At 71.4% G+C, this 25,379-nt stretch carries 22 protein-coding genes; 10 read left to right on the forward strand and 12 right to left on the reverse strand.

Going from position 1 to position 25,379, the window contains the following annotated elements; translation table 11 throughout:
• Positions 1-19: 19 nt before the first annotated feature.
• A complete protein-coding gene (locus ACFYPD_RS02100) occupies positions 20-1,237 on the reverse strand; it encodes an NADP-dependent isocitrate dehydrogenase (protein WP_387107791.1) in 1,218 nt (405 codons plus the stop codon).
• Between the two features lie 135 nt (positions 1,238-1,372).
• On the opposite strand from ACFYPD_RS02100, the gene ACFYPD_RS02105 reads away from it, so the two are divergent.
• Positions 1,373-2,176, forward strand: a complete 804-nt coding sequence (locus tag ACFYPD_RS02105; RefSeq protein ID WP_387107793.1) for an MBL fold metallo-hydrolase — start codon at positions 1,373-1,375, stop codon at positions 2,174-2,176.
• Positions 2,177-2,325: 149 nt separating this feature from the next.
• On the opposite strand, the gene mdh is transcribed toward ACFYPD_RS02105, so the two are convergent.
• Entirely contained in the window at positions 2,326-3,276 is a 951-nt protein-coding gene (gene mdh, locus ACFYPD_RS02110) for a malate dehydrogenase (protein ID WP_387107796.1), read from the reverse strand.
• A gap of 101 nt (positions 3,277-3,377) precedes the next feature.
• Complete coding sequence (locus ACFYPD_RS02115; protein WP_387107798.1) at positions 3,378-4,241, reverse strand: bifunctional methylenetetrahydrofolate dehydrogenase/methenyltetrahydrofolate cyclohydrolase; 864 nt, start codon at positions 4,239-4,241, stop codon at positions 3,378-3,380.
• Between the two features lie 411 nt (positions 4,242-4,652).
• On the opposite strand from ACFYPD_RS02115, the gene ACFYPD_RS02120 reads away from it, so the two are divergent.
• From ACFYPD_RS02120 to ACFYPD_RS02140, 5 genes are all read left to right on the forward strand, one after another.
• Complete coding sequence (locus ACFYPD_RS02120) at positions 4,653-6,260, forward strand: ABC transporter substrate-binding protein (RefSeq protein ID WP_387107800.1); 1,608 nt, start codon at positions 4,653-4,655, stop codon at positions 6,258-6,260.
• Between the two features lie 146 nt (positions 6,261-6,406).
• Complete coding sequence (locus ACFYPD_RS02125; RefSeq protein ID WP_387107802.1) at positions 6,407-7,345, forward strand: ABC transporter permease; 939 nt, start codon at positions 6,407-6,409, stop codon at positions 7,343-7,345.
• 72 nt (positions 7,346-7,417) lie between these two features.
• The gene (locus ACFYPD_RS02130) at positions 7,418-8,374 is read left to right on the forward strand and encodes an ABC transporter permease (RefSeq protein WP_387107804.1); all 957 of its coding nucleotides are present in this window, start codon (positions 7,418-7,420) and stop codon (positions 8,372-8,374) included.
• A 7-nt stretch (positions 8,375-8,381) separates the two neighbouring features.
• Positions 8,382-9,419, forward strand: coding sequence for an ABC transporter ATP-binding protein (locus ACFYPD_RS02135; protein WP_387107805.1), 1,038 nt, complete (start codon positions 8,382-8,384; stop codon positions 9,417-9,419).
• Positions 9,403-10,431: an ABC transporter ATP-binding protein gene (locus ACFYPD_RS02140; RefSeq protein ID WP_387107808.1), complete on the forward strand. Its 1,029-nt coding sequence runs from the start codon at positions 9,403-9,405 to the stop codon at positions 10,429-10,431. The genes ACFYPD_RS02135 and ACFYPD_RS02140 overlap by 17 nt, the downstream gene beginning before the upstream one ends.
• Positions 10,432-10,499: 68 nt before the next feature.
• Here ACFYPD_RS02140 and ACFYPD_RS02145 read toward each other — a convergent pair whose 3' ends face one another.
• The 4 genes from ACFYPD_RS02145 to purN form a co-directional block, all read right to left on the reverse strand.
• Positions 10,500-13,133: a glycosyl hydrolase gene (locus ACFYPD_RS02145; RefSeq protein ID WP_387107810.1), complete on the reverse strand. Its 2,634-nt coding sequence runs from the start codon at positions 13,131-13,133 to the stop codon at positions 10,500-10,502.
• Between the two features lie 146 nt (positions 13,134-13,279).
• Complete coding sequence (locus tag ACFYPD_RS02150; RefSeq protein ID WP_387107811.1) at positions 13,280-13,663, reverse strand: hypothetical protein; 384 nt, start codon at positions 13,661-13,663, stop codon at positions 13,280-13,282.
• A 246-nt stretch (positions 13,664-13,909) separates the two neighbouring features.
• Entirely contained in the window at positions 13,910-15,481 is a 1,572-nt protein-coding gene (gene purH / locus ACFYPD_RS02155; RefSeq protein WP_387107812.1) for a bifunctional phosphoribosylaminoimidazolecarboxamide formyltransferase/IMP cyclohydrolase, read from the reverse strand.
• The gene (gene purN / locus ACFYPD_RS02160; protein WP_387107813.1) at positions 15,478-16,098 is read right to left on the reverse strand and encodes a phosphoribosylglycinamide formyltransferase; all 621 of its coding nucleotides are present in this window, start codon (positions 16,096-16,098) and stop codon (positions 15,478-15,480) included. Before purN ends, purH begins: the two co-directional genes overlap by 4 nt.
• 246 nt (positions 16,099-16,344) lie before the next feature.
• On the opposite strand from purN, the gene ACFYPD_RS02165 reads away from it, so the two are divergent.
• A complete protein-coding gene (locus tag ACFYPD_RS02165) occupies positions 16,345-16,929 on the forward strand; it encodes a hypothetical protein (protein ID WP_387107814.1) in 585 nt (194 codons plus the stop codon).
• Between the two features lie 64 nt (positions 16,930-16,993).
• Here ACFYPD_RS02165 and ACFYPD_RS02170 read toward each other — a convergent pair whose 3' ends face one another.
• On the reverse strand, positions 16,994-18,322 hold the full coding sequence (locus ACFYPD_RS02170) for a DUF6350 family protein (protein WP_387107817.1): 1,329 nt from the start codon (positions 18,320-18,322) through the stop codon (positions 16,994-16,996).
• A 159-nt stretch (positions 18,323-18,481) separates the two neighbouring features.
• Between ACFYPD_RS02170 and ACFYPD_RS02175 the strand changes: the two genes are divergently transcribed.
• Positions 18,482-18,751: a DUF4190 domain-containing protein gene (locus tag ACFYPD_RS02175; protein ID WP_387107818.1), complete on the forward strand. Its 270-nt coding sequence runs from the start codon at positions 18,482-18,484 to the stop codon at positions 18,749-18,751.
• Between the two features lie 57 nt (positions 18,752-18,808).
• On the opposite strand, the gene sucD is transcribed toward ACFYPD_RS02175, so the two are convergent.
• The 4 genes from sucD to ACFYPD_RS02195 all read right to left on the reverse strand — a co-directional run bounded on the left by sucD (position 18,809) and on the right by ACFYPD_RS02195 (position 23,206).
• Positions 18,809-19,696 carry a succinate--CoA ligase subunit alpha gene (gene sucD / locus ACFYPD_RS02180; RefSeq protein WP_387107821.1) on the reverse strand — a complete coding sequence of 296 codons (888 nt, stop codon included), beginning with the start codon at positions 19,694-19,696 and terminating at the stop codon, positions 18,809-18,811.
• A gap of 2 nt (positions 19,697-19,698) precedes the next feature.
• Complete coding sequence (gene sucC / locus ACFYPD_RS02185; RefSeq protein ID WP_387107823.1) at positions 19,699-20,877, reverse strand: ADP-forming succinate--CoA ligase subunit beta; 1,179 nt, start codon at positions 20,875-20,877, stop codon at positions 19,699-19,701.
• A 186-nt stretch (positions 20,878-21,063) separates the two neighbouring features.
• A complete protein-coding gene (locus tag ACFYPD_RS02190) occupies positions 21,064-21,618 on the reverse strand; it encodes a hypothetical protein (RefSeq protein ID WP_387107825.1) in 555 nt (184 codons plus the stop codon).
• A 1,183-nt stretch (positions 21,619-22,801) separates the two neighbouring features.
• Positions 22,802-23,206: a cobalamin B12-binding domain-containing protein gene (locus tag ACFYPD_RS02195; RefSeq protein WP_387107828.1), complete on the reverse strand. Its 405-nt coding sequence runs from the start codon at positions 23,204-23,206 to the stop codon at positions 22,802-22,804.
• A 386-nt stretch (positions 23,207-23,592) separates the two neighbouring features.
• Between ACFYPD_RS02195 and ACFYPD_RS02200 the strand changes: the two genes are divergently transcribed.
• Both ACFYPD_RS02200 and ACFYPD_RS02205 read left to right on the forward strand, forming a co-directional pair.
• Positions 23,593-24,303, forward strand: a complete 711-nt coding sequence (locus tag ACFYPD_RS02200; RefSeq protein ID WP_387107829.1) for a M23 family metallopeptidase — start codon at positions 23,593-23,595, stop codon at positions 24,301-24,303.
• Between the two features lie 250 nt (positions 24,304-24,553).
• On the forward strand, positions 24,554-25,336 hold the full coding sequence (locus ACFYPD_RS02205) for a M23 family metallopeptidase (protein ID WP_387107831.1): 783 nt from the start codon (positions 24,554-24,556) through the stop codon (positions 25,334-25,336).
• The last annotated feature ends 43 nt before the right edge of the window (positions 25,337-25,379 follow it).

Raw genomic sequence — 25,379 nt, forward strand, 5'->3', positions numbered from 1 at the left:
CCGGTGCGAACGGTGACGGTCAGGCCGCGATCTTGCGGGCCAGGTTCTCGTCGAGCGCGTTCATGAACTCGTCGGTGGTCAGCCACGGGGCGTCCCGCGAGATGAGCAGCGCGAGGTCCTTGGTCATCTGGCCGCCCTCGACGGTCTCCACGATGACCTGCTCCAGGGTGTTCGCGAACTCGGTGACCGCCGGGGTGCCGTCCAGCTTGCCCCGGTGGGCCAGGCCCCGGGTCCAGGCGTAGATCGAGGCGATCGGGTTGGTCGAGGTCTTCTCGCCCTTCTGCCACTGCCGGTAGTGCCGGGTGACCGTGCCGTGCGCGGCCTCGGCCTCGACGGTGCGGCCGTCGGGGGAGAGCAGCACGGAGGTCATCAGACCCAGCGAGCCGAAGCCCTGCGCGACGGTGTCGGACTGGACGTCACCGTCGTAGTTCTTGCAGGCCCAGACGTAGCCGCCCTCCCACTTGAGCGCGGCGGCGACCATGTCGTCGATCAGCCGGTGCTCGTAGGTGATGCCGGCCGCGTCGAACTCGGCCTTGAACTCGTTCTCGAACACCTCGGCGAAGATGTCCTTGAACCGGCCGTCGTACGCCTTGAGGATGGTGTTCTTGGTGGACAGGTAGACCGGGTAGTTGCGGTCCAGGCCGTACCGGAACGAGGCCCGGGCGAAGTCCCGGATCGACTCGTCGAAGTTGTACATGCCCATGGCGATGCCGCCGCCGGAGAAGTTGGCGACCTCCATCTCCATCGGCGCGGAGCCGTCGGCCGGGGTGTAGGTGACGGTCACCTTGCCGGGGCCGGGCACGACGAAGTCGGTGGCCTTGTACTGGTCACCGTGGGCGTGCCGGCCGATGATGATCGGCTTGGTCCAGCCGGGGACGAGCCGCGGCACGTTGGACATGATGATCGGCTCACGGAAGACGACGCCGCCGAGGATGTTGCGGATGGTGCCGTTCGGCGACCGCCACATCTTCTTGAGGCCGAACTCCTCCACCCGGGCCTCGTCCGGGGTGATGGTGGCGCACTTGACGCCGACGCCGTGCTCCTTGATGGCGTTGGCGGCGTCGACGGTGACCTGGTCGTCGGTCTCGTCGCGGTGCTGGATCGACAGGTCGTAGTAGTGCAGGTCGACGTCGAGGTAGGGCAGGATCAGCTGCTCCCGGATCTGCTTCCAGATGATCCGGGTCATCTCGTCGCCGTCGATTTCCACGACCGGGTTGTTTACCTTGATCTTCGCCATCGGCCGGCGCTCCTCTCGGGGGACACGTGCTCAAGCAGTACGAGCGTACTGGAAACTGACCGGGGCTCCCCAGCCGGCCTCACCCCGCCGGAGAACGGGGCCGCCCGCGACGGGCCGCGGTGACATCCTTCCCGGATGCCGCTCACTCACACGGTCGGGTCTATCACGGTCACCGCCCTGCTCGACGGGGCGGGTCCCTTCTTCCAACCGCGCGCCGAGGCGTTCCCGGACGCCACCGCGGAGCAGTGGCGCGAGGCCTACCGACGGGACCCGGACACGGTCACCCCGGACGGTCGCTGGTGGCTGCCGTTCCGCGCGTTCGCGCTGCGTACCGGTGACGGGCCGGTCACCCTGGTTGACGCGGGGATCGGCCCGGTCGACGCGCTCGCCGCGAGTTGGGCGCCGGTGCCCGGCCGGCTGCCAGCCGAAATGGCCGGCGCCGGCATCGACCCGGCGGACGTCCGCACCGTGGTGCTCACCCACCTGCACACCGACCACATCGGCTGGGCGGGCCTGCTCTTCCCGAACGCGGACCACCTGGTGCAGCGCGCCGAGCTGGCCGCGCTGGAGCTGTTCCACCCCGAGCTGCCGGCCCGGCTCCTGGGGCCGTTGCGCGCCGCCGGCCAGCTCCGGGTGGTCGACGGCGACACCACCCTCACCCCCGGGGTACGCGTGCTGAGCACCCCCGGTCACACGCCCGGCCACCAGTCGGTGCTGGTCGACGACGGCGACGACCGCCTCCTGGTGACCGGCGACCTCCTGGTCCACACCCTCCAGTTGATCGACCCCACCCTGGCCTACGCCCACGAGGAGGATCCAGCAACGGCGGCCACCTCCCGAACAACCCTCCTGAACACCCTCACCCCCCTCACCCTGGCCACCCCGCACCTGGGCACCCCCTTCACCCCCCACCCGCGCCCGCCCACCCACCCGCGTTGATCATGAAGTTATTGCCACGACACGCCGGTGCGGACGGCGATAACTTCATGATCAACGCCGTGAGGCGGGGGTGGGGGTGGGGGTGGGGACTGGATGCGCGAAGGGCGGGCCGGCGTCAGCCGGCCCGCCCTTCGGCGGTGGTTCTCAGGTCACATGTTGGCGACGTCGGCCTGCTTCGCGCGGACGGCCTCGGCGGCCTCCTTGAGGGCGGCCAGCTCGTCGGCGTCCAGGTCGGTCTCGACGACCCGCTTGACGCCCTCGGCGCCGATCTCGGCCTCGACGCCCAGGTAGACGCCGGAGATGCCGTACTGCCCGTCGACCCAGGCGCAGACCGGCATGACGTCGCCGGAGTCCTCGGCGACGGCCTTGGCCATCCGGGCGGCGGCGGCCGACGGGGCGTAGTACGCCGAGCCGGTCTTCAGCAGCGCGACGACCTCGGCGCCACCGTTGCGGGTCTTGACGACCAGCTCCTCGATCTGCTCGGCCGGCATGGCCTCGCGCAGCGGCTTGCCGTCCACCGTGCTCTTCGACGGGACCGGCACCATGGTGTCGCCGTGCGAGCCCAGGGTCAGGGTCTTCACCGACTTCACCGGTACGTTGAGCGCCTCGGCCACGAAGTTGGTGAACCGGGCGGTGTCGAGCATGCCGGCCTGGCCGAGCACCCGGTTCTTCGGGAACTGGGTGGCGAGCTGGGCCAGCGCGGTCATCTCGTCGAGCGGGTTGGAGACGACGATGACGACGGCGTTCGGGGCGTACTTGGCGACGTTCTCGGCGACCTGGCGGACGATCTTGGCGTTGGTCGCCAGCAGGTCCATCCGGCTCATGCCCGGCTTGCGGGGCAGGCCGGCGGTGATGACGACGACGTCGGAACCCTCGATGGCCTCGTAGCCCTCGCCGTTCGGCCCGGTGGTGACGCCGACGACCTTGGTCTCGAAGCCCTCGACCGCGCGCGACTGGTTGAGGTCCAGCGCGAGACCCGCCGGCTTGCCCTCCACGATGTCGGTGATCACGACGGTGTCGAAGACGTCGTACTCGGCCAGGCGCTGTGCGGTGGTGGAGCCGTAGAAGCCGGCCCCGACGACAGTGACCTTCTTACCCATGGTCGTCCCACTCCCCTGATACCAGTCGGTTTTCCGGACCGTATCAGCCATCCTGGCACCGATCGGGCCAGGGGCGGACGGTTATGACGTGCCTGGGCGGCTCAGTCCTGCCGCTCGGCCCGCTCGACGACGTTGGTCAGCAGCATGGCCCGGGTCATCGGGCCGACCCCGCCCGGCATCGGCACCAGCTTGCCGGCCACCCCGGCCACCTCCGGGTCGACGTCGCCCGTGTAGCGCCCCTTGCCGTCGGCCCCGATCACCCGGGTGATGCCGACGTCCACCACGGTCGCGCCCGGGTTGACCATGTCGGCGGTGAGCAGCCCCGGCACGCCGGCCGCGACGATGACGACGTCGGCCTCGCGGGTCTGCGCGGCGAGGTCCAGGGTGCCGGTGTGGCAGAGGGTCACGGTGGCGTTCTCACTGCGCCGGGTGAGCAGCAGGCCGAGCGGCCGGCCCACGGTGTTGCCCCGGCCGACCAGCGCGACCTTCGCGCCGCGCAGCGGCACGTCGTGCCGGCGGAGCAGCTCGACGATGCCGCGCGGGGTACAGGGCAGCGGGGCGTCGTAGCCGAGCACCAGCCGGCCCAGGTTGACCGGGTGCAGGCCGTCGGCGTCCTTGTCCGGGTCGATCATCTCCAGCGCCCGCTGCGTGTCCAGGTGGGCCGGGAGCGGCAGCTGGACGATGTAGCCGTGGCAGCCCGGGTCGGCGTTCAGCTCGGTCAGCACCGCGTCGAGTTGATCCTGGGTCGCGTCGGCCGGCAGCTCACGACGGATCGAGGCGATGCCCACCTCGGCGCAGTCGCGGTGCTTGCCGTTGACGTACGCCTGGGAGCCCGGGTCCTCGCCCACCAGGACCGTGCCGAGCCCGGGGGTGATGCCGCGCTCCGCCAGCGCCTTGACCCGTGTCCGCAACTCGTCTTTGATCTCCGCCGCGGTCGCCTTGCCGTCCAGGATGGTCGCCGTCACGAATGGATCGTCTCACGCCCCGCGCCCGCCGGGCCGACGACGGCGAAGGGTGACGATCCGTGACGTGGGTTAAGTCACCGAGAGTCACCAAATGTGGACTGCGCCACCCGCCGGGACGGACAGTCGGCGCGGGACCGGACGGCCCGGACAGCGTCGGCACATCCACCCGGGCAGGCCGCGACCCGGCCACACGGCGTGGCCGGGCGACAGAAAAGCCCTGACCAGCCCGCATGCAGGGCATTTCCTTAGCAGGCCGGTCCGGCGACGACAACCCCCGCCGGCACGTTCCGTTATCGGTTCGCAACGCTCTCGTTGTCGATCGGGGCGTTCGCGACCTACCGTTACCGCTCGTTGCGCAGTGTTACCCAGCGCCGGGCCTGCTTGCGCAGCGTGAGGAGATGAGGAGAGTTCATGCGAGTTCGTAGACTCGCCGCCTGGACCGCCCTCCCGCTCGTGGTGACGCTGGGCCTGGCGGCCTGCGGCAGCGGCGGGAACAGCGGATCGAGCGGTAGCGGCCAGGATGCGGCGGTCAGTATCCAGATTTCCGAGCCGCAGCACCTGGTTCCGACCAACACCACCGAAACGTCCGGCTCGCAGGTGCTCGCCGGCCTGTTCAGCCCGCTCGTCGACTACGACGCGCAGAACAAGCCGTATGAGGTCGCGGCCCAGTCGGTGACGCCGTCCGACAACAACAAGGTTTGGACGATCAAGCTCAAGGACGGGTTCACCTTCCACAACGGCGAGAAGGTCACGTCCGAGGACTACATCAACGCCTGGAACTACGGCGCGTACGCGCCCAACGGCCAGGGCGCCAGCTACTTCTTCGAGAAGATCGCGGGCTACCAGGACCTGCAGGGCGACAAGCCGAAGGCCAAGACGATGTCCGGCCTGAAGAAGCTGGACGACCTGACCTTCCAGGTGACGCTCTCCGAGGCGTACATCGACTTCAAGTCCATGCTCGGCTACACCGCGTTCTACCCGCTGCCGAAGGCCGCGTTCTCCGCGCCGGGCGTGCTCAACGACTCGTACGAGCAGGCGCCGATCGGCCAGGGTCCGTTCAAGATGAAGGGCACCTGGCAGCACGACAGCAAGCTTGATGTCGAGCGCTTCGACGCGTACCCGGGCGAGAAGCCCCAGGTGAAGGACGTCGAGTTCCGGGTCTACCAGCAGCTCACCGCGGCGTACTCGGACCTGCAGTCGGACAACCTCGACGTGCTGCCGACGATCCCGACCGAGAACCTGAGCACCGCGCCGAGCGACCTGGGCGACAACTACCAGACCAGCCCGATGTCGTCGTTCCAGTTCCTGGCCTTCCCCACCTTCGAGAAGGACTACAGCAAGCCGGACGTGCGCAAGGCGATCTCGATGGCGATCGACCGTGACGAGATCACCAAGTCGATCTTCAAGGGTTCGCAGCAGTCGGCCCGCTCGTTCGTCTCGCCGGTCCTGCCGGGCTACCGGGACAACACCACGGGTGCCGCCGGTCAGTTCAACCCGACCGAGGCCAAGAAGCTCTACCAGGCCGCCGGCGGCCCGTCGAAGATCACCATCTCCTACAACGGGGACGGCGGTCACAAGGACTGGGTCGACGCGACCTGCAACCAGCTCAAGGCCAACCTGGGCGTCGACTGCGTCGGCTCGGCCGAGCCGAAGTTCGCCGACCTGCTGACCAAGGTCGAGAAGAAGCAGCCGGTGGGCCTGTTCCGGATGGGCTGGGTCATGGACTACCCGTCCATGGAGGACTACCTCGGCCCGCTGTACAGCACCAACGGTTCGTCGAACTACTACGGCTACAGCAACCCGGAGTTCGACCGCCTGGTCAAGGAGGGCTCGGCCGCGCCCACCCAGGAAGAGGCGCTCAAGAAGTACCAGCAGGCCGAGGACATCCTGGCCAAGGACATGCCGGTGATCCCGCTCCGCTTCGGCGAGAACGTGTACGGGCACTCCAGCAAGGTCAAGAACGTCCAGATGGACCTGTTCCAGCGGGTCAACCTCGTCAAGATCGAGGCGGCCAGCTGAGCTGACCGCGGCACGGGCCACCCGGGGCGACCCGGGTGGCCCGGAGCACGTGGCGGCCCGGGCCGCTGGCACCCGGTCGCCAACTTGCGGTGCGCCAGAATGTCATCCAGCGCACCTTTCGCGCTTTTCCGGAGAGACTGGCAAGCATGTTCCGCTTTATCCTGCGGCGCCTCCTGCAGATGGTCCTCGCGTTCTTCGGGACCACGCTGATCGTCTACGCGCTGATGTTCGCCGGGCAGGGCGACCCGATCCAGGCCCTCGCCGGGGAGCGGCCGGTGACGGCAGCCCAGCGGGCATATCTGACGCAGAAGTACCACCTGGACCAGACCGGCGTGGGCGGCTTCTTCTACCGTTACCTCGACTACGTCAAGAACCTGCTCCAGGGCGACCTGGGCCAGTCGCTCACCGGTCGGCAGATCGGCGACATCCTTCAGCAGGCCTGGCCGGTCACGGTGCGGCTGGCGCTCATCGCGCTCGCCGTGGCCATCGTCTTCGGCGTCACTGCCGGCGTGATCGCCGGCATCCGTCGGGCGGGCATCTTCGACAACTCGACGCTGGTGCTCACCCTGCTGGTGCTGGGCATCCCGACCATCGTCCTGGCACCGCTCGCGCAGTACTTCCTCGGCGTCAAGTGGCAGCTCTTCCCGGCCACCGCCGGGGCCCAACCGAGCCTCTACGCGCTACTGCTGCCCGGCATCGTGCTCGGCTCGCTGTCGCTGGCCACCGCCCTGCGGCTGACCCGCACCTCGGTGGCGGAGAACCTGCGCGCCGACTACGTCCGGACCGCCCGGTCGAAGGGCCTGGTCAAGCGGCGCATCGTCAGCGTCCACGTGCTGCGCAACTCGCTCATCCCGGTGGTCACCTTCCTCGGCGTCGAGCTGGGCAACCTGATGAGCGGCGCGATCATCACCGAGGGCGTGTTCAACATCCCCGGCGTGGGCTTCAACCTCTTCCGCGGCATCCGCACCGAGGACGGCCCGCTGGTGGTCGGCATCGTCAGCGTGCTCGTCGTGGTCTATCTGCTCTCCAACCTGGTGGTGGACGTCCTGTACGCCGTACTCGACCCGAGGATCCGCTATGAGTGAGCGCAGCGAACGAATCATCAACGCGGTGTGCTGGGTCGCTCGTGGCCGCGCCGAGCGGAGCGAGGTGCGGGCATGAGTGACTTCGAAACGGTGGCGGCCACGGAGAACCAGGCCGCGCGGCGGGGCGTCGCCGGCGAGCCGGGGACACCCAACCAGGTCGGCGCACCGCAGAAGCCGCGCAGCCTGGCCGGCGACGCCTGGCGGGACCTGCGCCGCAACCCGATCTTCTGGATCAGCCTGGGCCTGGTCGTGCTGATCACCGCGATGGCCGCCGTGCCGTCGCTGTTCACCGCCAACGACCCGCGTGACTGCCTGCTCTCCCGGCAGCACGCCGGGCCGTCCGGCGGGGCCATCTTCGGGTACGACTTCCAGGGCTGCGACGTCTACGCCCGGGCGGTCTACGGCACCCGGGCCTCGCTGCTGGTAGGTGCCCTCGCCGCGCTGGCCACCGGCGTGATCGCGCTGGTCGTCGGCATGCTCGCCGGCTACTTCGGCGGCTGGGTGGACGCGGTGCTGTCCCGCGTGATCGACATCGTGCTCGGCATCCCGCTGCTGCTCGCCGCGATCGTGCTGCTCAAGCGGCTGAGCACCAGCAGCGACAACGTCCGGCTGTTCGCGGTGATCTTCGTGCTGGCGGTGCTCGGCTGGACCACCGCGGCCCGGGTGATCCGCTCCTCGGTGATCACCGCCAAGGAGCAGGACTACGTCTCCGCGGCCCGGATGCTCGGCGCCCGCAACGGCCGGATCATGTGGCGGCACATCCTGCCGAACGCGCTCGCCCCGGCGATCGTGGTGCTCACCATCGCGCTCGGCTCGTTCATCGCCGCCGAGGCGACGCTGAGCTTCCTCGGCATCGGCCTGAAGGCCCCGACCATCTCCTGGGGCCAGGACATCGACACCGGCCGCATCCACATGCGGGAGTCGGCGACCCCGCTGATCGTCCCCTCGGCCTTCCTCGCGCTGACCGTGCTCGCCTTCATCATGCTGGGCGACGCGATCCGCGACGCCTTCGACCCGAAGCTGCGGTGAGACCCTCATGACCCAGTCCGCTGTCCAGCCCACGCCGGCCTCCCCCACTCCGCCGGGCGGCCACCTGCTCGAGGTACGGGACCTGCACGTCGAGTTCCGCACGACCGAGGGCGTGGCCAAGGTGATCAACGGGGTGACCTACCACCTCGACGCGGGCGAGACCCTGTCCGTGCTCGGCGAGTCCGGCTCCGGCAAGTCGGTCACCGCCCAGGCGATCATGGGCATCCTGGACACGCCCCCGGCGCACGTCCGCTCCGGCCAGATCCTCTACCAGGGTCGGGACCTGCTGACCCAGTCCGAGGAGCAGCGCCGGCAGGTGCGCGGCAAGGAGATCGGGATGATCTTCCAGGACGCGCTCTCCGCGTTGAACCCGGTCTTCCCGGTCGGCTGGCAGATCGGCGAGACGCTGCGCCAACGCGAGGGGATGTCCCGGGCCGACGCCCGCCGACGGGCCGTCGAGCTGATGGACCTGGTGAAGATCCCGGCCGCGGCGAAGCGGCTCGGCGACTACCCGCACCAGTTCTCCGGCGGCATGCGGCAGCGCGTCATGATCGCCATGGCGCTCGCCCTGGACCCGAAGGTGCTGATCGCCGACGAACCGACGACGGCGCTCGACGTCACCGTGCAGGCCCAGATCATGGACCTCCTGGCCGACCTGCGCCGCGACCTCAACATGGCGATGATCCTGATCACCCACGACCTCGGCGTGGTCGCCGGCGTCGCGGACCGGATCGCCGTCATGTACGCCGGCCGGATCGTCGAGCACGCCGACGTGCGCTCGCTGTACCGGGCGCCCGCCCACCCGTACACCAAGGGTTTGCTGGAGTCGATCCCGCGCATGGACGTCCGCGGCCAGGCGTTGTCGACGATCAAGGGGTTGCCGCCGAACCTGATGCGGATCCCCTCCGGTTGCCCGTTCCACCCCCGGTGCCCGTACGTGCAGCAGGTCTGCGTGGACGTGGTGCCGCACGACCTGGTCCTCGGCGACGGCCGGACCAGCGCGTGCCACTTCGCGCAGGAGGTCCGTGATGACAGCGCCCGCTAGCCCGACCAAGGTCCGCGGCGAGACCATCCTCTCCGTCGACAACCTGGTGAAGCACTTCCCGATCAACCGGGGCGTGCTGTTCCAGAAGCAGATCGGCGCGGTCAAGGCGGTCGACGGGGTCAGCTTCGAGCTGCGCCGCGGCGAGACGCTCGGCGTGGTCGGCGAGTCCGGCTGCGGCAAGTCGACGCTGGCCCGGCTGCTCATGCGCCTGGAGACGCCGACCGCTGGCCGGGCCACCCTGGAGGGCCGGGACCTGTTGAAGGCGTCCGGATCCGAGCTGCGCCGGCTGCGCCGCAACATGCAGATGGTGATGCAGGACCCGTACACCTCGCTGAACCCGCGGATGACGGTCGGCGACATCATCGGCGAGCCGTTCCAGATCCACCCGGAGGCGGCGCCGAAGGGCAGCAGGCGGCGGCGGGTGCAGGAGCTGCTGGACGTGGTCGGCCTCAACCCCGAGCACATCAACCGCTACCCGCACCAGTTCTCCGGCGGCCAGCGGCAGCGCATCGGCATCGCCCGCGCGCTAGCCCTGCGCCCGGAGATCATCGTATGCGACGAGCCGGTCTCCGCCCTGGACGTCTCCATCCAGGCGCAGGTCATCAACCTGCTGGAGCAGCTCCAGGACGAGTTCGGGCTGTCGTACATCTTCATCGCGCACGACCTGTCGGTGGTCCGGCACATCTCGGACCGCGTGGCGGTCATGTACCTCGGCAAGATCGTGGAGATCGGCACCGAGGAGGAGATCTACGAGCGGGCCACCCACCCGTACACCCAGGCGCTGCTCTCCGCGGTGCCGGTGCCCGACCCGGACGCGCGCGAGGACCGGACCATCATCCGGCTCACCGGTGACGTACCCAGCCCGGCCGACCCGCCCTCGGGCTGCCGGTTCCGCACCCGCTGCTGGAAGGCGCAGGAGGTCTGCGCCACCCAGGAGCCGCTCGCGGTGCGCCGGGCGGCCGACCCGCACCCCTCTGCCTGCCACTTCGCCGAGGTACGTCCCGGCGCCTGACCCTGAGCACGACGGAGGCCCCGTCCCCCGGAGGAAGGGGGGACGGGGCCTCCGCACGGGGTGCCCGGTCAGAGCTGGGCGAGGTCGAACGCCCAGATGCCGCGGCCGTGGGTCGCGACGTAGACCGAGTTGTCGGCCGCGTTGTACTCGACGTCCATCCCGACGGTCAGCGGCAGGCCGGCGCCGAGCCGCTGCCAGTCGGTGGCGCCGGGGGCGCGGTAGAACGTGGCCAGGTCGGTGGCGAGCACCAGACCGCCGTTGGACAGCTCCTTGATCGAGCTGGCCGGCACGTCCGGCAGGTTCGCCGAGACGTCCTTCCAGGTCGCGCCCGCGTCGCTGGTCTCGAAGACGTGACCGAAGCCGGCGCCCGGCCCCTCGGTGAACCGGCGGGAGAAGCCGTTCACTGCGAGGTAGGCGTGCGACGGGTTCGCCGGGTCGATCCCGACGCCCTGGAGGAACCGGTTGGGGAAGTCGCCCGGCAAGGCGACCTGGTGCCAGCTCGACGGGTCGGTGACCTTGCCGACCGCGAGGCCGCGGGCGAAGCCGGCGTTGTTGCACGGGCCGCACCAGCCGACGTACGCCGTGCCGCCGGAGACCGCCACCGAGGTGGCGGTGCGACCGGCGCCCAGGTCGAACACGTTGGTCCAGCCCTTGCCGTTCTGTATCGAGTAGCCCTTGGTGTTCGCCCAGACGTGCTGGCCACCGGCGACCCAGACGTTCGCGTCGTGGTCGTCGGGCGCGAACGGCGCGATGAACCGGGCCAGCTCGTCGCCCGGCGACGAGGTGTACGGCTGGATGTCCCGCGAGGTGGAGTCCGCCGGCGTGCCCGAACCGGTGTTGGCGTTGCAGTTCTCGGTCACCCGCATGGCCAGGTTGGTGTACTCCTGGACCTGCCGGCAGCCGTTGGCCGGATCGGCCTGGGAGTCGCCGCCGTCACCGCCGAAGTGCGAGCCCATCTGGCTGTCGCCGGGGCGCAGGATCGAGGCGCCGTTGTCCTGCAGGCCGCCGGATACGACGGTGCCGGCCCTGGCCGGGTCCTTGCCCAGCGCCACCGAGTAGTACTGAAGGGCGTCGATGGTCCCGTCGTTGAGGCTCTGCCAGTCGGTGGCGTGCCCGTCCTTGTCGGTCTTTCCGTTGATCGGCCGCCGGTAGACGCCGCCGTCGTTGCCGACGTAGACGAAGCCGTTGCCCACGGCCACCGAGTGCTGGTCGGAGTGGGTGGTCTTGTTGCAGGTGTTCTGGGCGTCGTGGATGTTCCAGCAGGAGAAGTTGAAGTTCCAGTACGGGCCGACGGTCTTCCAGTTGGCACCGGCGTCGGTCGACTCGTAGACCTCCTCCAGGCCCGCCCAGACGTGTTTCGGGTTGGCCGGGTCCACCGCCAGGAACTGGTTGTACCAGGCCTGGATGCCCGGACCGTAGCCCTTGCCCATCACCGTCTGCTTGAGCGCCGAGCCGGAGTTGCCCAGCTTCGACGAGTCGGCGATCTTGTTCCAGGGGCCGGCCGGGTTGCCGGTGTTGGAGACGTAGATGCCGTCCAGGTAGCTGTTCACGTTGCCGGCCGGCTTGTTGAGCAGCCGCGGCGACTGGTTGATCGCGTACAGCTTGCCGCCGTCGGCGGAGAAGGCGAACGTCACGTAGCCGATGTCGTCGGCCGGCATGGCGCCGGTCGGGTTGACCTTCGTCCAGCCGCCCGCGGTGTAGTCGGCGGTGTCGTAGAAGCCGTTGTAGGTGTCGCCGGAGCGCCAGGCCGAGGCAGCCACCACGTGCTTCGGTTTGCGCGGGTCCTGGGCCACGTCGTTGACGATGTTCTTGTACGCGGCGTTCGCGTCGCCCGCGTTCGCCCCGCCCGGCAGGTAGCTCGGGTTCGGCGCGAACTCCAGCTTCCAGGCGCCCGAGGTGCTGCTCATCGCGTGCGAGAACAGGCCCCGGTTGGTGGCGACCCAGACCTTGCCGTCGAAGAAGCGCAGCTTGTTGATGACCGTGCTCTCCAGCTCGGTCCCGCCGACCCGGTCGGTCGGCTTGAAGGTGCCGGACGTCGGGTTGCCCAGCCGGTAGACGCCGGCGCCGACGTACGAGGTGCCGCCGGTGTTCCCCTCGCCGCTGGCGTACCACAGCGAACCGTCGGCGGCGAGCACGACGTCGCCGCTGGACAGCGTGGGCAGCGCGTCCGTGATCGGCGTCCAGCTCCCGCCGCCGATCGAGGAACGCCACACGCCGCCGTCCGCGCCGGCCGCGTACACGTGGCCGCTGTTGTCCGACGCGAGGCCGGTGATCCGGCCGGTGACCAGGCCGGCACCCCCGGAGGAGTTGGACGCGTAGTCGCGGTAGCGCGGGTCGTCGCCGTCATACTTGATCTTTGTGACCTCGCGCCAGGTGCCCTTGGTCGCCGCCATCGCGTTGAGCTGGCTGACAGCGTTGGCGTACGCGCCCGGCGCGACGATGCCCGGCGCGTAGCGGGCCTGGGCGAACTGCTCGGCGATGGTGCGGGCCTCGAAGGCCTCCTCACCGGCCTCGGCCGAGTCTTCCCCGGCCGCCATCTCCATGAACTCCCTGGGGTGCCAGGGCATGTTGGCGCCGGGCTCCTCGGCCAGGCCGAGCGCCTCCCGCACCTCGTGGTTGGTGGCGACCACGCCACCGAGCGCGGCGGTGAGCACCAGCGCGCCCGCGATTGTCGCCGGCTTGCGCCAGCGGAATGTGGACATGTGAATCCTCCAGGATTCAGGGGGCCCGGGCGCGTGGCCCGGGAGGAAACCACGGCTGCCGATGGCGACCGTGGCGCTGTCGTGAACGGACCCAGCGGGTCCGGGGGTGGCCTCGACCCTCGCGGCGTTCGGGTGCGCGGGGAAGGTCAGGCGACGGCCGGTGGGGCCCGGGCGGGCAGGGTGCCGCGCGGCGGCAACGGGACGGCCGGCTGCCGGTAGCCGGTCGCGGCGGTCGTCGGCGGGGGCGTGCCGACCCGCGGCGGCGCGGCCGGGAGGACATCGTCCGGTCCGTCGCCGGAGGCGACCCCGGCGCGGTGGTCACCGCAGGGTCCGCCGGAGAACTCCGTCCGCAGCTCCGACGAAGCATGGCCGGGCGCGAGGTGCGCGGGTCCGTCGTGGACGATCGACCGGTGCGTGAAGGTCCCCACCGCGCCGGGTTCGAGGGTCTCCGTACAGGCGGGAGCGCCCAGGCCGGCCAGGACGAACGCCAGCGCGACGACGACGGCGGTCAACCGGTCGAGCACGCGCATGGGCATACCTGTCGGGCGAGGGGGGCAACTCCGGCGGGCGGTTCACCGCCGGCCAGCGGGAGACAACGGGGAGGATCGATCGCTTGCCGGACCCACGCTAGCAACAACTTTTGCGCTCAGGCAATGGTGCGGCGGTCGTACTTTCGGCTGGTCAGCCGCCTCGACGTGACAGCGCTCCGACGTGGACCGACACAATGTGAAACGGGGGCACGGCCGGTCGGCCGCGCCCCCGTTCCGGGTCCGGGATCAGTGGAAGAAGTGCCGGGTGCCGGTGAGGTACATGGTCACCCCGGCCTCCTTGCAGGCGGCGATGGTCTCCTCGTCGCGGATCGAGCCACCGGGCTGGACGATCGCCCGGACCCCGGCCTCGATGAGGATCTTCGGGCCGTCGGCGAACGGGAAGAACGCGTCCGAGGCGCAGACCGAGCCGCGGGCCCGCTCGGCGCCGGCCCGGCTCACCGCGAGCTGCGCCGAATCGACCCGGTTGACCTGGCCCATCCCGACGCCGACGGTGGCGCCCTCCCGGGCCAGCAGGATCGCGTTGCTCTTCACCGCCCGGACCGCCCGCCAGGCGAACGCCAGGTCACGGAGGGTGGCCTCGTCGGCCGCCTCGCCGGTGGCCAGCGTCCAGTTCGCCGGGTCGTCGCCCCCGGCGTCGATCCGGTCCCGCAGCTGCACCAGCACGCCGCCGGTGACCTGTCGCCACTCGGCCGGCAGCGGATCGAACTCGGGAGCCCGCAGCAGACGGATGTTCTTCTTCGCCCGGAGGACCTCCAGGGCGCCCTCGTCGAAGCCGGGCGCCACCAGCACCTCGGTGAAGATCTCCGCGACCTGCCGGGCCAGCTCCACCGAGACCGGCCGGTTGACCGCGATCACCCCGCCGTACGCGGACACCGGGTCGCAGGCGTGCGCCCGGCGGTGCGCCTCGGCCACGTCCGACCCGACCGCGATGCCGCACGGGTTGGCGTGCTTGATGATCGCCACCGCCGGCTGCTCGGGGAAGTCGTTCGCGGCCCGCCAGGCGGCGTCGGCGTCGACGTAGTTGTTGTAGGACATCTCCTTGCCGTGCAGCTGCTCGGCCTGGGCCAGGCCCGCCGGGCTGGCCGGGTCGGCGTAGAGGGCGGCCGCCTGGTGCGGGTTCTCGCCGTAGCGCAGCACCGCCTGGCGGCGCAGCGCCAGCCCGGCGAACGCCGGCCACCCGTCGGCGGCCGGCGCCAGCTCCCGGGCGAACCACTCGGCGACGGCCACGTCGTAGTCGGCGATGTCGGCGAACGCGCGGGCGGCCAGCGCCCGGCGCTGGGCCAGGGTGAAGCCGCCCTCCGCCAGCGCGGCCCGCAGCGCCGGATACGCCGCCGGGTCGGTCACCACGGCCACCGAGGCGTGGTTCTTCGCCGCGGCCCGGACCATCGCCGGACCGCCGATGTCGATCTGCTCGACGCACTCGTCCTGGCTCGCGCCGGAGGCGACCGTGGCCTGGAACGGATAGAGGTTGGAGACCAGCAGGTCGATGCCGGCGATGCCGTGCTCGTCGAGCTGGGCGGCGTGCGCGTCCTTGCGCAGGTCGGCGAGGAGGCCGCCGTGGATCTTCGGGTGCAGCGTCTTCACCCGGCCGTCGAGGATCTCCGGGAAACCGGTCACCTGCTCGACCGGGGTCACCGGCACGCCCGCGCCGGAGATCGTCGACGCGGTGCTGCCGGTCGAGACGATCTCCACCCCCGCCTCGTGCAGGGCCCGGGCCAGCTCGACCAGGCCGGTCTTGTCGTAGACGCTGACCAGCGCCCGCTTGATCGGGCGGCGGACGTCCTCAGTGGCACTCACGGAACGGTGACCTTTCTACCGGTGATCGTCCAACCTTCACGGACCAGCCGACCGACCTGCTCGACGAGCTGGCGCCGCTCGGCGGCCTTGATGCGCTCGGTGAGCGTCTCCTCGTCGTCGTCGTCCCGCACCGGCACGGCGACCTGGGCGACGATCGGGCCGGTGTCCATCCCGGCGTCGACGAAGAACAGGGTGGCCCCGGTGACCTTCACGCCGTACGCCAGCGCGTCCCGCGGGCCGTGGATGCCGGGGAACGCCGGCAGCAGGGTGTTGTGCGTGTTCAGGTAGCGGTCCCCGAACGCGGCCAGGAACTGCGGGCCGACGAGCTTGAGGAAGCCGGCGCTGATGACCAGGTCCGGCCGGTGCTCGGCGACCCGGGCGGTGAGCGCCTTGTCCCAGTCCTCGCGGGTCGGGTGGTCCTTCAGCCGCTCGACGAAGGACGGCACGTCGGCCGCGGCGGCCCGATCCAGGCCGGCGATCCCGTCGCGGTCGGCGCCCACGGCCACCACCCGGGCCCCGTACGCGGGGTCGGCGGCGGCGTCCAGCAACGCCTGGAGGTTGCTGCCGGAGCCGGAGACGAGGACGACGAGGCGGGCGACGGACGCGGGCTCGGTCACGCGGCAACCCTATCGGGCTGGACGGGGCGTCCGACGCTCGGGCGGCGCCGCCGCTGGTGATCTCCCTCGTGGCGCCGACACGATACGCTGCCGTCGCCCGGTGCCGTGCGTACGCCCGGCCGGGCGTCGGCATCGTGACCTTGGTCCCGGGCCCGTGTGCCGCGGCGTCCCGTGTCCGGGCGGAATGATGAGCGGCAATAACCCGACCATGGACCGTCGACCCCCAGTTTGAGGAGCGCTCCGCAGATGCAGCCCGGTTACCCCGGTCAGGACCCGCACGGCCAGCAGCCGAACCAGGACCCGACCTCCCCCCAGTACGACCCGTACGGCCAGCAGCCGCAGGCCCCGCAGTACGGGCAGCAGCCCACCTCGGGCCAGCCGTACGGGCAGGACCCGTACGCCCAGCCGCCGCAGGCACCCCAGTACGGGCAGCAGCCGACCTCGGGCCAGCCGTACGGGCAGCCGACCTCCGGCCAGCCCTACGGCCAGGACCCGTACGCGCAGCAGCAGCCGTACGGCGCCGCGCCCCAGTACCCGCAGGCCGGCTACCCGACCGGCCAGGGCGGCCAGAACAACACGCTCGGCCTGATCGGCATGATCGCCGGTATCGCCTCGATCGTGCTCGGCCTCTGCTGCCCGATCATCGGCATCCCGGCCGGCATCGCCGGCGTCGTGCTCGGCGTGCTGGGCCAGAAGAAGGTCCAGGCGGGCGAGGCGAACAACGCCGGCCAGGCCAAGGCCGCCCTCATCTGCGGCGGCATCGGCGTGATCATCGGCATCATCAACGCCATCGCCGGCGCCGCGATCAACCTGGGCAACCTCGGTTCCTGAACCGGCTCCACGAGGGGGCGTCCGGCACCGCCGGTCGCCCCCGCCGCCGTTCCCGGCGCGCCGGTCAGTGGTCGGCGCGGCGGGGCGGGGCGGTGGGACGCGACGGGGTGGGGGTGCGGGTGAGGCTCCGGCCGGCCGCGGCGCCGAGGAGCGCGCCGACGGCGACCACCAGGGTGGCCACGCCCGCCACCGGCCACGCCGCCGGGCCGATCTCGGCCAGCCGGCCGCCGCCGAGCGGGCCGCCGGAGGCCGCCGCGGCCAGGCCCAGCAGCAGCCCCGCGACGGGGCCGGCGAGCGCCGCCGGAACCAGCAGGGTGGACCAGCCGACCGGCGCGCGGTCCTCGGCCGCGACCCGTAGCAGCCGCCGGGCCAGCAGCCAGCCGGCCGCCATCGCGGCCAGCACCGGCACCGCGAGCAGCGCGGCGCCCAGCCCGTCCACCGGCCCGCGCGGCAGGCCGGCCAGCAACGGTACGGCCGGCAGCGCGCCGACGGAGACCTCGCTGGTCCGCACGGCGGTGTCGGTGCCGACGGCGAACCCGGGACCGAGCAGGTAACTGGCCGACCAGACGGTGGCGTTCGGCGCATACGCGAGGCTGACCAGCGTGATGCCCCCCTGACCGGCCACCCCGGTCCGGTACGCCCCGATCATGTCCGCCGCGTCGCCGCCCCCGGTGGCCACGGCCAGCCCGGCCGCCCCGGCGCCCGCGCCGAGCAGCAGCAGGCCGGCGACCAGCCCGGTGCGCACCCCGTCGCGCAGCGCCGCCGGGGCACGGCGGGCCAGCAGGACCCAGACACCGGTAGTCCGCAGCGCGCCGACCAGGGCGGCGAGCCCGCCGAGGACCGCGAAGGTCAGCCCGGCCCGGAGTGGGGACACCCGCAGCCCGCCCGCGCCGACCGCGATCGCGGCGAGGGCGCCGAGCAGCGCGTACGCGATGCCGACGGCGACCGCGACGGTGAGCGCCTGCCCGGGCGAGCGGTTGCCCCGGGCGCCGACGGCCCGGCTGACGTGCACCCCGGCGCGGGTGAGCCGCCAGAAGGCCAGCGCGGTCAGGGCGAGCGGCGCCAGGCCGAGCGGCCCGGCGGAGGTCTCCAGCGGCACGCCGTGCCCGAGCAGCCAGCCGACCAGGCCGGCGCGCAGCGCGCCGGGCAGCGAGCCGGCGTCCTCGCTGAGCTGGACCAGACCGAGCACCAGGGTGACCGGCAGCCACGACGTCACGGCGGCCCAGAGGGCCGCCACCCCGGCGGCGACGGGCAGCGGGGCCCGGCCGCGCGGCGGCTCGCCCGACCGGGGCGCGGGCACCCGCGGCGCCCGCCGGGCGCGGCCGGTCGGCCGGGCGTCGGCGGCGACCTCGGCGGCGGGGTGGCGGGGCTGGTCAGGGGTGACGCGTGACATCGGCTCTACTCTGGCATGCCGCGCGGGCGACGGCAGTCCGATACCGCCCCGGGACCGCGGCGAGTTCCCTGATCCACCGGCTCGACGGCCCGGATCCGGTCTAGCCTCGGCCCAGGACGCGACCTTTCCTGTCGCGGCACAGACCGCTCGGAGGAAGCCGTGAACGCTCCGTATCCGCCGCCCCCGCCGCCACCGGCCGCCGGCCGGGACCGGACCACCCTCTGGGGCGTCCTGGGGATCATCACCGGCCTGCTCTGCTGCGGCATCCTGGGCATCGTCTTCGGCTACCTGTCGATCCGGGACGCGAAGCGTTTCGGCAAGTCCCCGCTGCTCGGCTGGCTGGCCATCGCGTTCGGCGTCATCAACATCGTCGCCAGCGCCATCATCCAGGCCCGGGGCAACTACTACACCCCCTACTGGTACCGGTAGAAAGCTTGAGGGGGTCGACCGGACCCGGTCGACCCCCTCGGCACGTCACAAGACCGCTCAGCGGCCGGACATGATCTCCCGCATCAGCTTGGCGGTCTCGGTCGGGGTCTTGCCGACCTTCACGCCGACCGCCTCCAGCGCCGCCTTCTTGGCGTCGGCGGTGCCCGCCGAGCCGGAGATGATCGCGCCGGCGTGGCCCATGGTCTTGCCGGGCGGGGCGGTGAAGCCGGCGATGTAGCCGACCACCGGCTTGGTGACGTTGGCCTTGATGAACTCGGCCGCCCGCTCCTCGGCGTCGCCACCGATCTCACCGATCATGACGATCGCGTCGGTCTCCGGGTCCGCCTCGAAGGCGGCCAGGGCGTCGATGTGGGTGGTGCCGATGATCGGGTCACCGCCGATGCCGACGCAGGTGGAGAAGCCGATGTCCCGCAGCTCGTACATCATCTGGTAGGTCAGCGTGCCGCTCTTGCTGACCAGGCCGATCCGGCCGGAGCCGGTGATGTCGGCCGGGATGATGCCGGCGTTGGACGCGCCCGGCGAGGCGATGCCCGGGCAGTTCGGGCCGATGATCCGGGTCCGCTCACCCTGGGCCACGTTGTACGCCCAGAACGCGGCGGTGTCGTGCACCGGCACGCCCTCGGTGATCACCACGGCCAGCTCGATGCCGGCGTCGATCGCCTCGACCACCGCGGCCTTGGTGAACTGCGGCGGCACGAAGATGACCGTGACGTCCGCCCCGGTCTCCTTCATGGCGTCCGCGACGGACGCGAACACCGGCAGCTCGGTGCCGTCGAAGTCGACCTTCTGGCCCGCCTTGCGCGGGTTGACGCCGCCGACGACGTTGGTGCCGGCGGCGAGCATCCGCCGGGTGTGCTTGGAACCCTCGGAACCGGTCATCCCCTGCACGATGACCTTGGAGTCCTTGGTCAGCCAGATAGCCATTGTCAGACCCCCGCAGCTGCCAGCTCGGCGGCCCGCTCGGCCGCGCCGTCCATGGTGTCGACCCGCTGGATCAGCGGGTTGTTCGCGCCGTCGAGGATCGCCCGACCGGCCTCGGCGTTGTTGCCGTCGAGGCGCACGACGAGCGGCTTGGTGGCCTTCTCGCCGCGCTGCTCGAGCAGCGCCAGCGCCTGCACGATGCCGTTGGCGACCGCGTCGCAGGCGGTGATGCCGCCGAAAACGTTGACGAAGACGCTCTTCACCGACGGGTCGGAGAGGACGATCTCCAGGCCGTTCGCCATCACCTCGGCGCTCGCGCCGCCGCCGATGTCGAGGAAGTTGGCCGGCTTGACGCCGCCGTGCCGCTCACCGGCGTACGCGACCACGTCGAGGGTGGACATGACCAGGCCCGCGCCGTTGCCGATGATGCCGACCTCGCCGTCGAGCTTGACGTAGTTGAGGTCCTTCTCCTTGGCGGCCTGCTCCAGCGGGTCCACCGACGCCTGGTCGACCAGTGCCTCGTGGTCCGGGTGCCGGAACGCGGCGTTCTCGTCGAGGGTGACCTTGGCGTCCAGCAGCAGCAGCTTGCCGTCCTTGGTCGTGGCCAGCGGGTTCACCTCGACCAGCGTGGCGTCCTCGGCGACGAACGCCTGCCACAGCTTGACCGCGACCTCGACCACCTGGTCGGCGATCTCAGCCGGGAAGCCGGCCGCGCTGACGATCTCCCGCGCCTTCGCCTCGTCCACGCCGGTGTTGGCGTCGATCGGGGCCTTGACGACCTTCTCGGGGGTCTCGGCGGCGACCTGCTCGATGTCCATGCCGCCGGCCACGCTGGCGATGCAGAGGAAGGTGCGGTTCGCCCGGTCGAGCAGGTACGAGAAGTAGTACTCCTCGGCCACGTCCGCGGTCACCGTGATCATGACCTTGTGGACCGTGTGACCCTTGATGTCCATGCCGAGGATGTCGGTGGCGCGGGCCACCGTCTCCTCCGCGCCCTCGGCCAGCTTCACGCCGCCCGCCTTGCCGCGGCCGCCGACCTTCACCTGCGCCTTGACGACAACCCGGCCGCCGAGGCGCTCGGCGATCGCACGGGCCTCCTCCGGGGTAGTGGCGACGCCGCCGGCGAGCACGGGCAACCCGTGCCGCTCGAACAGGTCCCGCCCCTGGTACTCGTACAGGTCCACGTTTGCGCGTCCCGTCCCGTCTCCGCGGCGCGCCGTCGCGCCGCCACCAGCGTTGGAAAATCAGTTTGACGCCTGTCATCAGATGAGACAGGCCATTTGCCGCAGCCTAACGAGATGGGAACCGGCGGCAACCGAGCGGGTGCACGGTGTGCGGTAATGCACAGCCACCTCTGTGTCGCGCCGGGCTCAGCCCACCCGGCAGCGACCGGCCGCATACCCGACCACGGCTCGCATGATCTCGTCCTCGCTCCGGTCAGCGTGGTTGACGGTGGCGGTGAAGCCGGTGCCGAAGAATGCCTGCTGCATCCCGGAGTCGAGCGCGGTGAACGCGCCCAACCCGCTGCCGACCCGCGGGTCCCGCGGCTTCACGCAGAGCATCTTCTCCAGCCCCCAGCGCCGCAGGTAGACCCGCTCGACCACCTCCCACGGCAGCCAGATCGCCTGCCCCCGGGTCGGCCGCGTCTTGATCCACAGCCCGGCCGGCCCGACCGCGAGCACCGGGCCGCCCGAGGAAACCAGCCAGAGCTGGAGGCCGACCGGCACGGCGAAGACGACCATCACCACCGGAATGATGAAGAGCAGTCCGGCACCGCCGCCCTCCGACGACGCGGCCAGGCCGATCGGGCAGGCGATCACCAGGCCGATCACGAGGGTCACCAGGCCGAGGGTCAGCGCCCGCTTGCGCAGGCTCGGCCGGACCACGAACGGCTGGTCCTCCGGGATCCGCTTCGCGGTCGGCACGGCCGGCGGCTGGCCCGGCCCGACGCCACCGGGGTAGTACGTCTGCGGCGCGCCCGACCAACCCGGCGCCGGCTGCTGGTACGGAGCGCCGTGCTGCTGGTGCGGAGCGGGCCAACCCGGCGCCGGCTGCTGGTACGGAGCGCCGTGCTGCTGGTGCGGAGCGGGCCAACCCGGCGCCGGCTGCTGATGCGGGGCACCCCAGCCGACCGGAGCCGGTTGCTGCGGTGCCGGCCCGGCCGGCCCAGGCTGACCAGGCTGCGGCGCGGGCCACCCGACGGGCGGCCGGAGCGGCGTTGGCCACCCCGGGCCGGGCTGCTGCGGCGCCGGCCACCCGCCGGAGGGCGGGGGCGGCGAGGGCTGGCCGCCGGCGGGATCGGGCTGCGGGTACGGCGGCTGGGTCACGGCGGCTCCCGGCGGGGGTCGTCGACCGCAGTGACGCGGTCCGGGCAGGCACACCATACGGCCCACCCCCGCGCCGCGAGACCCTGGAAACCGGGCCGTCCGGAGTGCCCGGGGCGGCGGCCGTCAGCCGTCCGGGGGATGTTGGGGAACAGGCGTAACCCCCTGTTGGGGGCGTCGTTGAGTCTGATGTCGGAGCGCTGGTCAGGCGCGACGACGGGAGCGGCCGATGCCCTGTCGGTCGAGGGGTGGCGGCGGGGCATCGTGCATAGAGGGGCCGGGCGTGTGAGGGGTGCGTCCGGCCCCTCCCCCTGTCCGCACATCGCCGACCCGTCACCACATCGCCGACCTGGCGACATCCCGGCCACCGCGACACCGCCACCTCGCCGCCGCCACTTCGGCGCCGGGTTGAGGGCGGTGGACCGCGCCACGCGAGCCGGCGCGAGTCCGACCGCGGTGCGCCAGGCCGCCGAGCGGGGCACCAGACCCGCCGACCCCCGGCTTCACCTCCTGACCCGCTACCAACCTGATGTCGTAAACGACTCACGCCCGGGTCGACCGCAGGCCGCGCTGGTCGTCCGACCGCGCTGAGCCTTCTGACCGCGTTGAGTCGTCCGACCGCGTTGAGTCGCCGACGACGTCAGCTTGACAGGCTCGGAAGAACACCCACCGGGTCCGATCCGTTCACGTCATCAAGCTCGTAGCGGCCGACCGACAAGGGCACACCCGACCGTGGCGGCCCGCCACATCGGCGTCCCCGAAGAGTCACGCCGCCCGGGAAGGGTCAGGCGACCGGCTGGGCGACGTTCTCCCGGACCCACTCCACGATCGACTGGGTGGTGGCGCCCGGAGTGAAGATCTTGGCGACGCCGAGCCGCTGGAGTTCCGGGATGTCGCCGTCCGGGATGATGCCGCCGCCGAAGACCACGATGTCGGTGGCGTCGCGCTCGGCGAGCAACTCGAGGACCCGCTTGAAGAGGGTCATGTGCGCGCCGGAGAGCACCGAGAGGCCCACCGCGTCGGCGTCCTCCTGGATCGCGGTCTCCACGATCTGCTCCGGGGTCTGGTGCAGGCCGGTGTAGATGACCTCCATGCCCGCGTCCCGCAGGGCACGGGCGACGACCTTCGCGCCCCGGTCGTGGCCGTCCAGGCCGGGCTTCGCGACGACGACCCGGATACGAGAGCTCATCAGTGCACACCTTTCACCGGCTCCGGCACTCCTGACCTGAACGAACGGTAACCCGCCCTGCCCGGGGCCGGAAACTCGGGCTGCGCCTTACCGCCCGACGGCGCGGCCCGGAAGCCGGACACCTCCGCCGAATGGTCACTGTCCGCGACGAACGGGCGGTCGTCGGGCCACCCGACCGGCGGCACGAGCTATGACAAGAGGGGATGGAAACGGACAGAACGAAACGCCAATTCGGCGCTTCAGCTTGTGACAGGAGTGGCAGTTGGCTAACGTGTCCACGGTTGTCATCAGGTCCACGGACGGGTGACGACGCGACACCGGAGGTTCGACCGAGCTTCACCGAACGGTCCGAGGTCGCATCGGATCCCCGACAACGGAGGGTGTGCGTGCGCCAGCGCCTGTCGTCTGAGCCCGATAGATATCGCGGCCGCCGCCGCGTACCCACCCCCCCGCGGAGCCGCTACGCGGCGGTCGTCACCACCGCCTTCGTGGGAGCTGGCATCGTCGCCCTCGGCGCGAACGCCCTCCCCGACGCCAAGAGCGTCAGCCCGTCGGTCCTCGACGAGCTCAAGCAGGCCTCGATCACCAGCCAGGACGCCGCGGCCCGGGCCGACAGCGCGGACCGCGCCACCCGTGACGACCGCGCCGGCAAGACCGCCGCCGAGCAGGACACCTGGCTGCTCCCCCTGCACGGCTACGACTTCCAATCGCCCTACGGCATGCGCTGGGGCAAGCTGCACACCGGCATCGACCTGGTCGCCCCGGAGGGCACGCCCTACCGGGCGATCCACGACGGCCAGGTCACCAAGGCCGGCTGGTTCGGCGGCTACGGCTACGCGGTGATCGTCCAGCACGCGGACGGCAGCGAGGCCATCTACGGCCACTCCTCGGCGGTCACCGTCAAGGAGGGCCAGCAGGTGAAGGCGGGCGACCAGCTCGGCCTGGTCGGCAACACCGGCCACTCCTACGGTTCGCATCTGCACCTGGAGATCCATGTCAACGGCCAGCCGCTGGACCCGGTGCCGTGGCTCAAGGACCGCGGAGTGGACATCCAGCTCGAAGTCGAGGCAATCTACAGCGAGGTAGCCGCCTCCTGACGCTCCGTATCGTCCGTTGACCGCCCGGATCAGTTGATCCGGGCGGTTTCGTCTGTGGCAAAGTCTGCTGGGTCACAGCCTCGATTGTGGCCGGCACCACAGCCGCCCATGATCCTTTTTCGCAGCAAACCGCCTAGTTAGGCGGAAAGCCGGGCAGGTGGTGTCACGCGCCTCGCCGCTCCTCCGGAACCCCGTACCCGGCGCGACCCGGGCCGCCACCAGTATTTCGAGGTCACGTGCCCCTCGACTGATGAAGGTTTCCGTGCAGGAAGACAGCTCCATCCAGAACGAGAACACCCCGGACATCGCTCCCGCCCGGCACCGGCGCCAGCGCCCGGTCCGGCGTACCGCATATTTCGTCGTCGGCGCGGTGGCCCTGCTGGGCCTCGGCGTCGGAGGCGTCTCCGTCGCTACCGTCGACCGGGGTGCCCCGACCCCCGCCGCGGTCGACTTCGACGCCCAGGCGCGCGCTGAGGCTGCCGCCCGCGCCGATCGCTCGGCCCGCGAATCGACCGCCCCGGCCACTCCCTCGGCCACCGCGTCGCCGAGCCCGAGCGCGGCCAGCCCGAAGCCGACGAAGACCGCCCCGGCCAAGCCGAAGCCGAAGCCGAAGAAGACCACCAAGCCGACGCCGGCCTGGATCATCCCGATGAAGGGCGCCGAGATCACCTCCTGCTACGGGCAGCGGTGGGGCACCCTGCACGCCGGCATCGACTTCGCCATGCCGGCCGGCACGCCGATCCACGCCGCCGCGGCGGGCACCGTGGTCAAGGCGGGCGACGCCGGCGACGGCTACGGCAACTCGGTCTTCATCGACCACGCCAACGGCTACCTGACCCACTACGCCCACCAGAGCCGGCTGATCGTCGCCGTCGGCGACAAGGTGAAGGCCGGCCAGGTCATCGGCTACGAGGGCGCCACCGGTGACGCCACCGGCCCGCACCTGCACTTCGAGGTGCACAAGGGCGCCATGTGGAACCAGATCGACCCGGCGCCGTTCCTGCGTGCCCGGGGCATCGACGTGGCCTGCTGACGGGCCACGGCACGAGGGAGGGGCCCGGTCCGGCACGTCGCCG

It is taken from the genome of Micromonospora sp. NPDC005299 (assembly GCF_042872345.1).
Classification (GTDB): Bacteria; Actinomycetota; Actinomycetes; order Mycobacteriales; family Micromonosporaceae; genus Micromonospora.

Excerpts from the sequence above, each read along its gene's own strand:
- ACFYPD_RS02125 (WP_387107802.1), top strand. The coding sequence starts at position 6,407 with ATGTTCCGCTTTATCCTGCGGCGCCTCCTGCAGATGGTCCTCGCGTTC.
- ACFYPD_RS02130 (WP_387107804.1), top strand. The coding sequence starts at position 7,418 with ATGAGTGACTTCGAAACGGTGGCGGCCACGGAGAACCAGGCCGCGCGG.
- ACFYPD_RS02120 (WP_387107800.1), top strand. The coding sequence starts at position 4,653 with ATGCGAGTTCGTAGACTCGCCGCCTGGACCGCCCTCCCGCTCGTGGTG.
- ACFYPD_RS02105 (WP_387107793.1), top strand. The coding sequence starts at position 1,373 with ATGCCGCTCACTCACACGGTCGGGTCTATCACGGTCACCGCCCTGCTC.
- ACFYPD_RS02150 (WP_387107811.1), bottom strand. The coding sequence starts at position 13,663 with ATGCGCGTGCTCGACCGGTTGACCGCCGTCGTCGTCGCGCTGGCGTTC.
- ACFYPD_RS02170 (WP_387107817.1), bottom strand. The coding sequence starts at position 18,322 with ATGTCACGCGTCACCCCTGACCAGCCCCGCCACCCCGCCGCCGAGGTC.
- ACFYPD_RS02195 (WP_387107828.1), bottom strand. The coding sequence starts at position 23,206 with ATGAGCTCTCGTATCCGGGTCGTCGTCGCGAAGCCCGGCCTGGACGGC.
- ACFYPD_RS02165 (WP_387107814.1), top strand. The coding sequence starts at position 16,345 with ATGCAGCCCGGTTACCCCGGTCAGGACCCGCACGGCCAGCAGCCGAAC.
- ACFYPD_RS02205 (WP_387107831.1), top strand. The coding sequence starts at position 24,554 with ATGAAGGTTTCCGTGCAGGAAGACAGCTCCATCCAGAACGAGAACACC.
- ACFYPD_RS02145 (WP_387107810.1), bottom strand. The coding sequence starts at position 13,133 with ATGTCCACATTCCGCTGGCGCAAGCCGGCGACAATCGCGGGCGCGCTG.
- ACFYPD_RS02100 (WP_387107791.1), bottom strand. The coding sequence starts at position 1,237 with ATGGCGAAGATCAAGGTAAACAACCCGGTCGTGGAAATCGACGGCGAC.
- sucD (WP_387107821.1), bottom strand. The coding sequence starts at position 19,696 with ATGGCTATCTGGCTGACCAAGGACTCCAAGGTCATCGTGCAGGGGATG.
- ACFYPD_RS02140 (WP_387107808.1), top strand. The coding sequence starts at position 9,403 with ATGACAGCGCCCGCTAGCCCGACCAAGGTCCGCGGCGAGACCATCCTC.
- mdh (WP_387107796.1), bottom strand. The coding sequence starts at position 3,276 with ATGGGTAAGAAGGTCACTGTCGTCGGGGCCGGCTTCTACGGCTCCACC.
- ACFYPD_RS02135 (WP_387107805.1), top strand. The coding sequence starts at position 8,382 with ATGACCCAGTCCGCTGTCCAGCCCACGCCGGCCTCCCCCACTCCGCCG.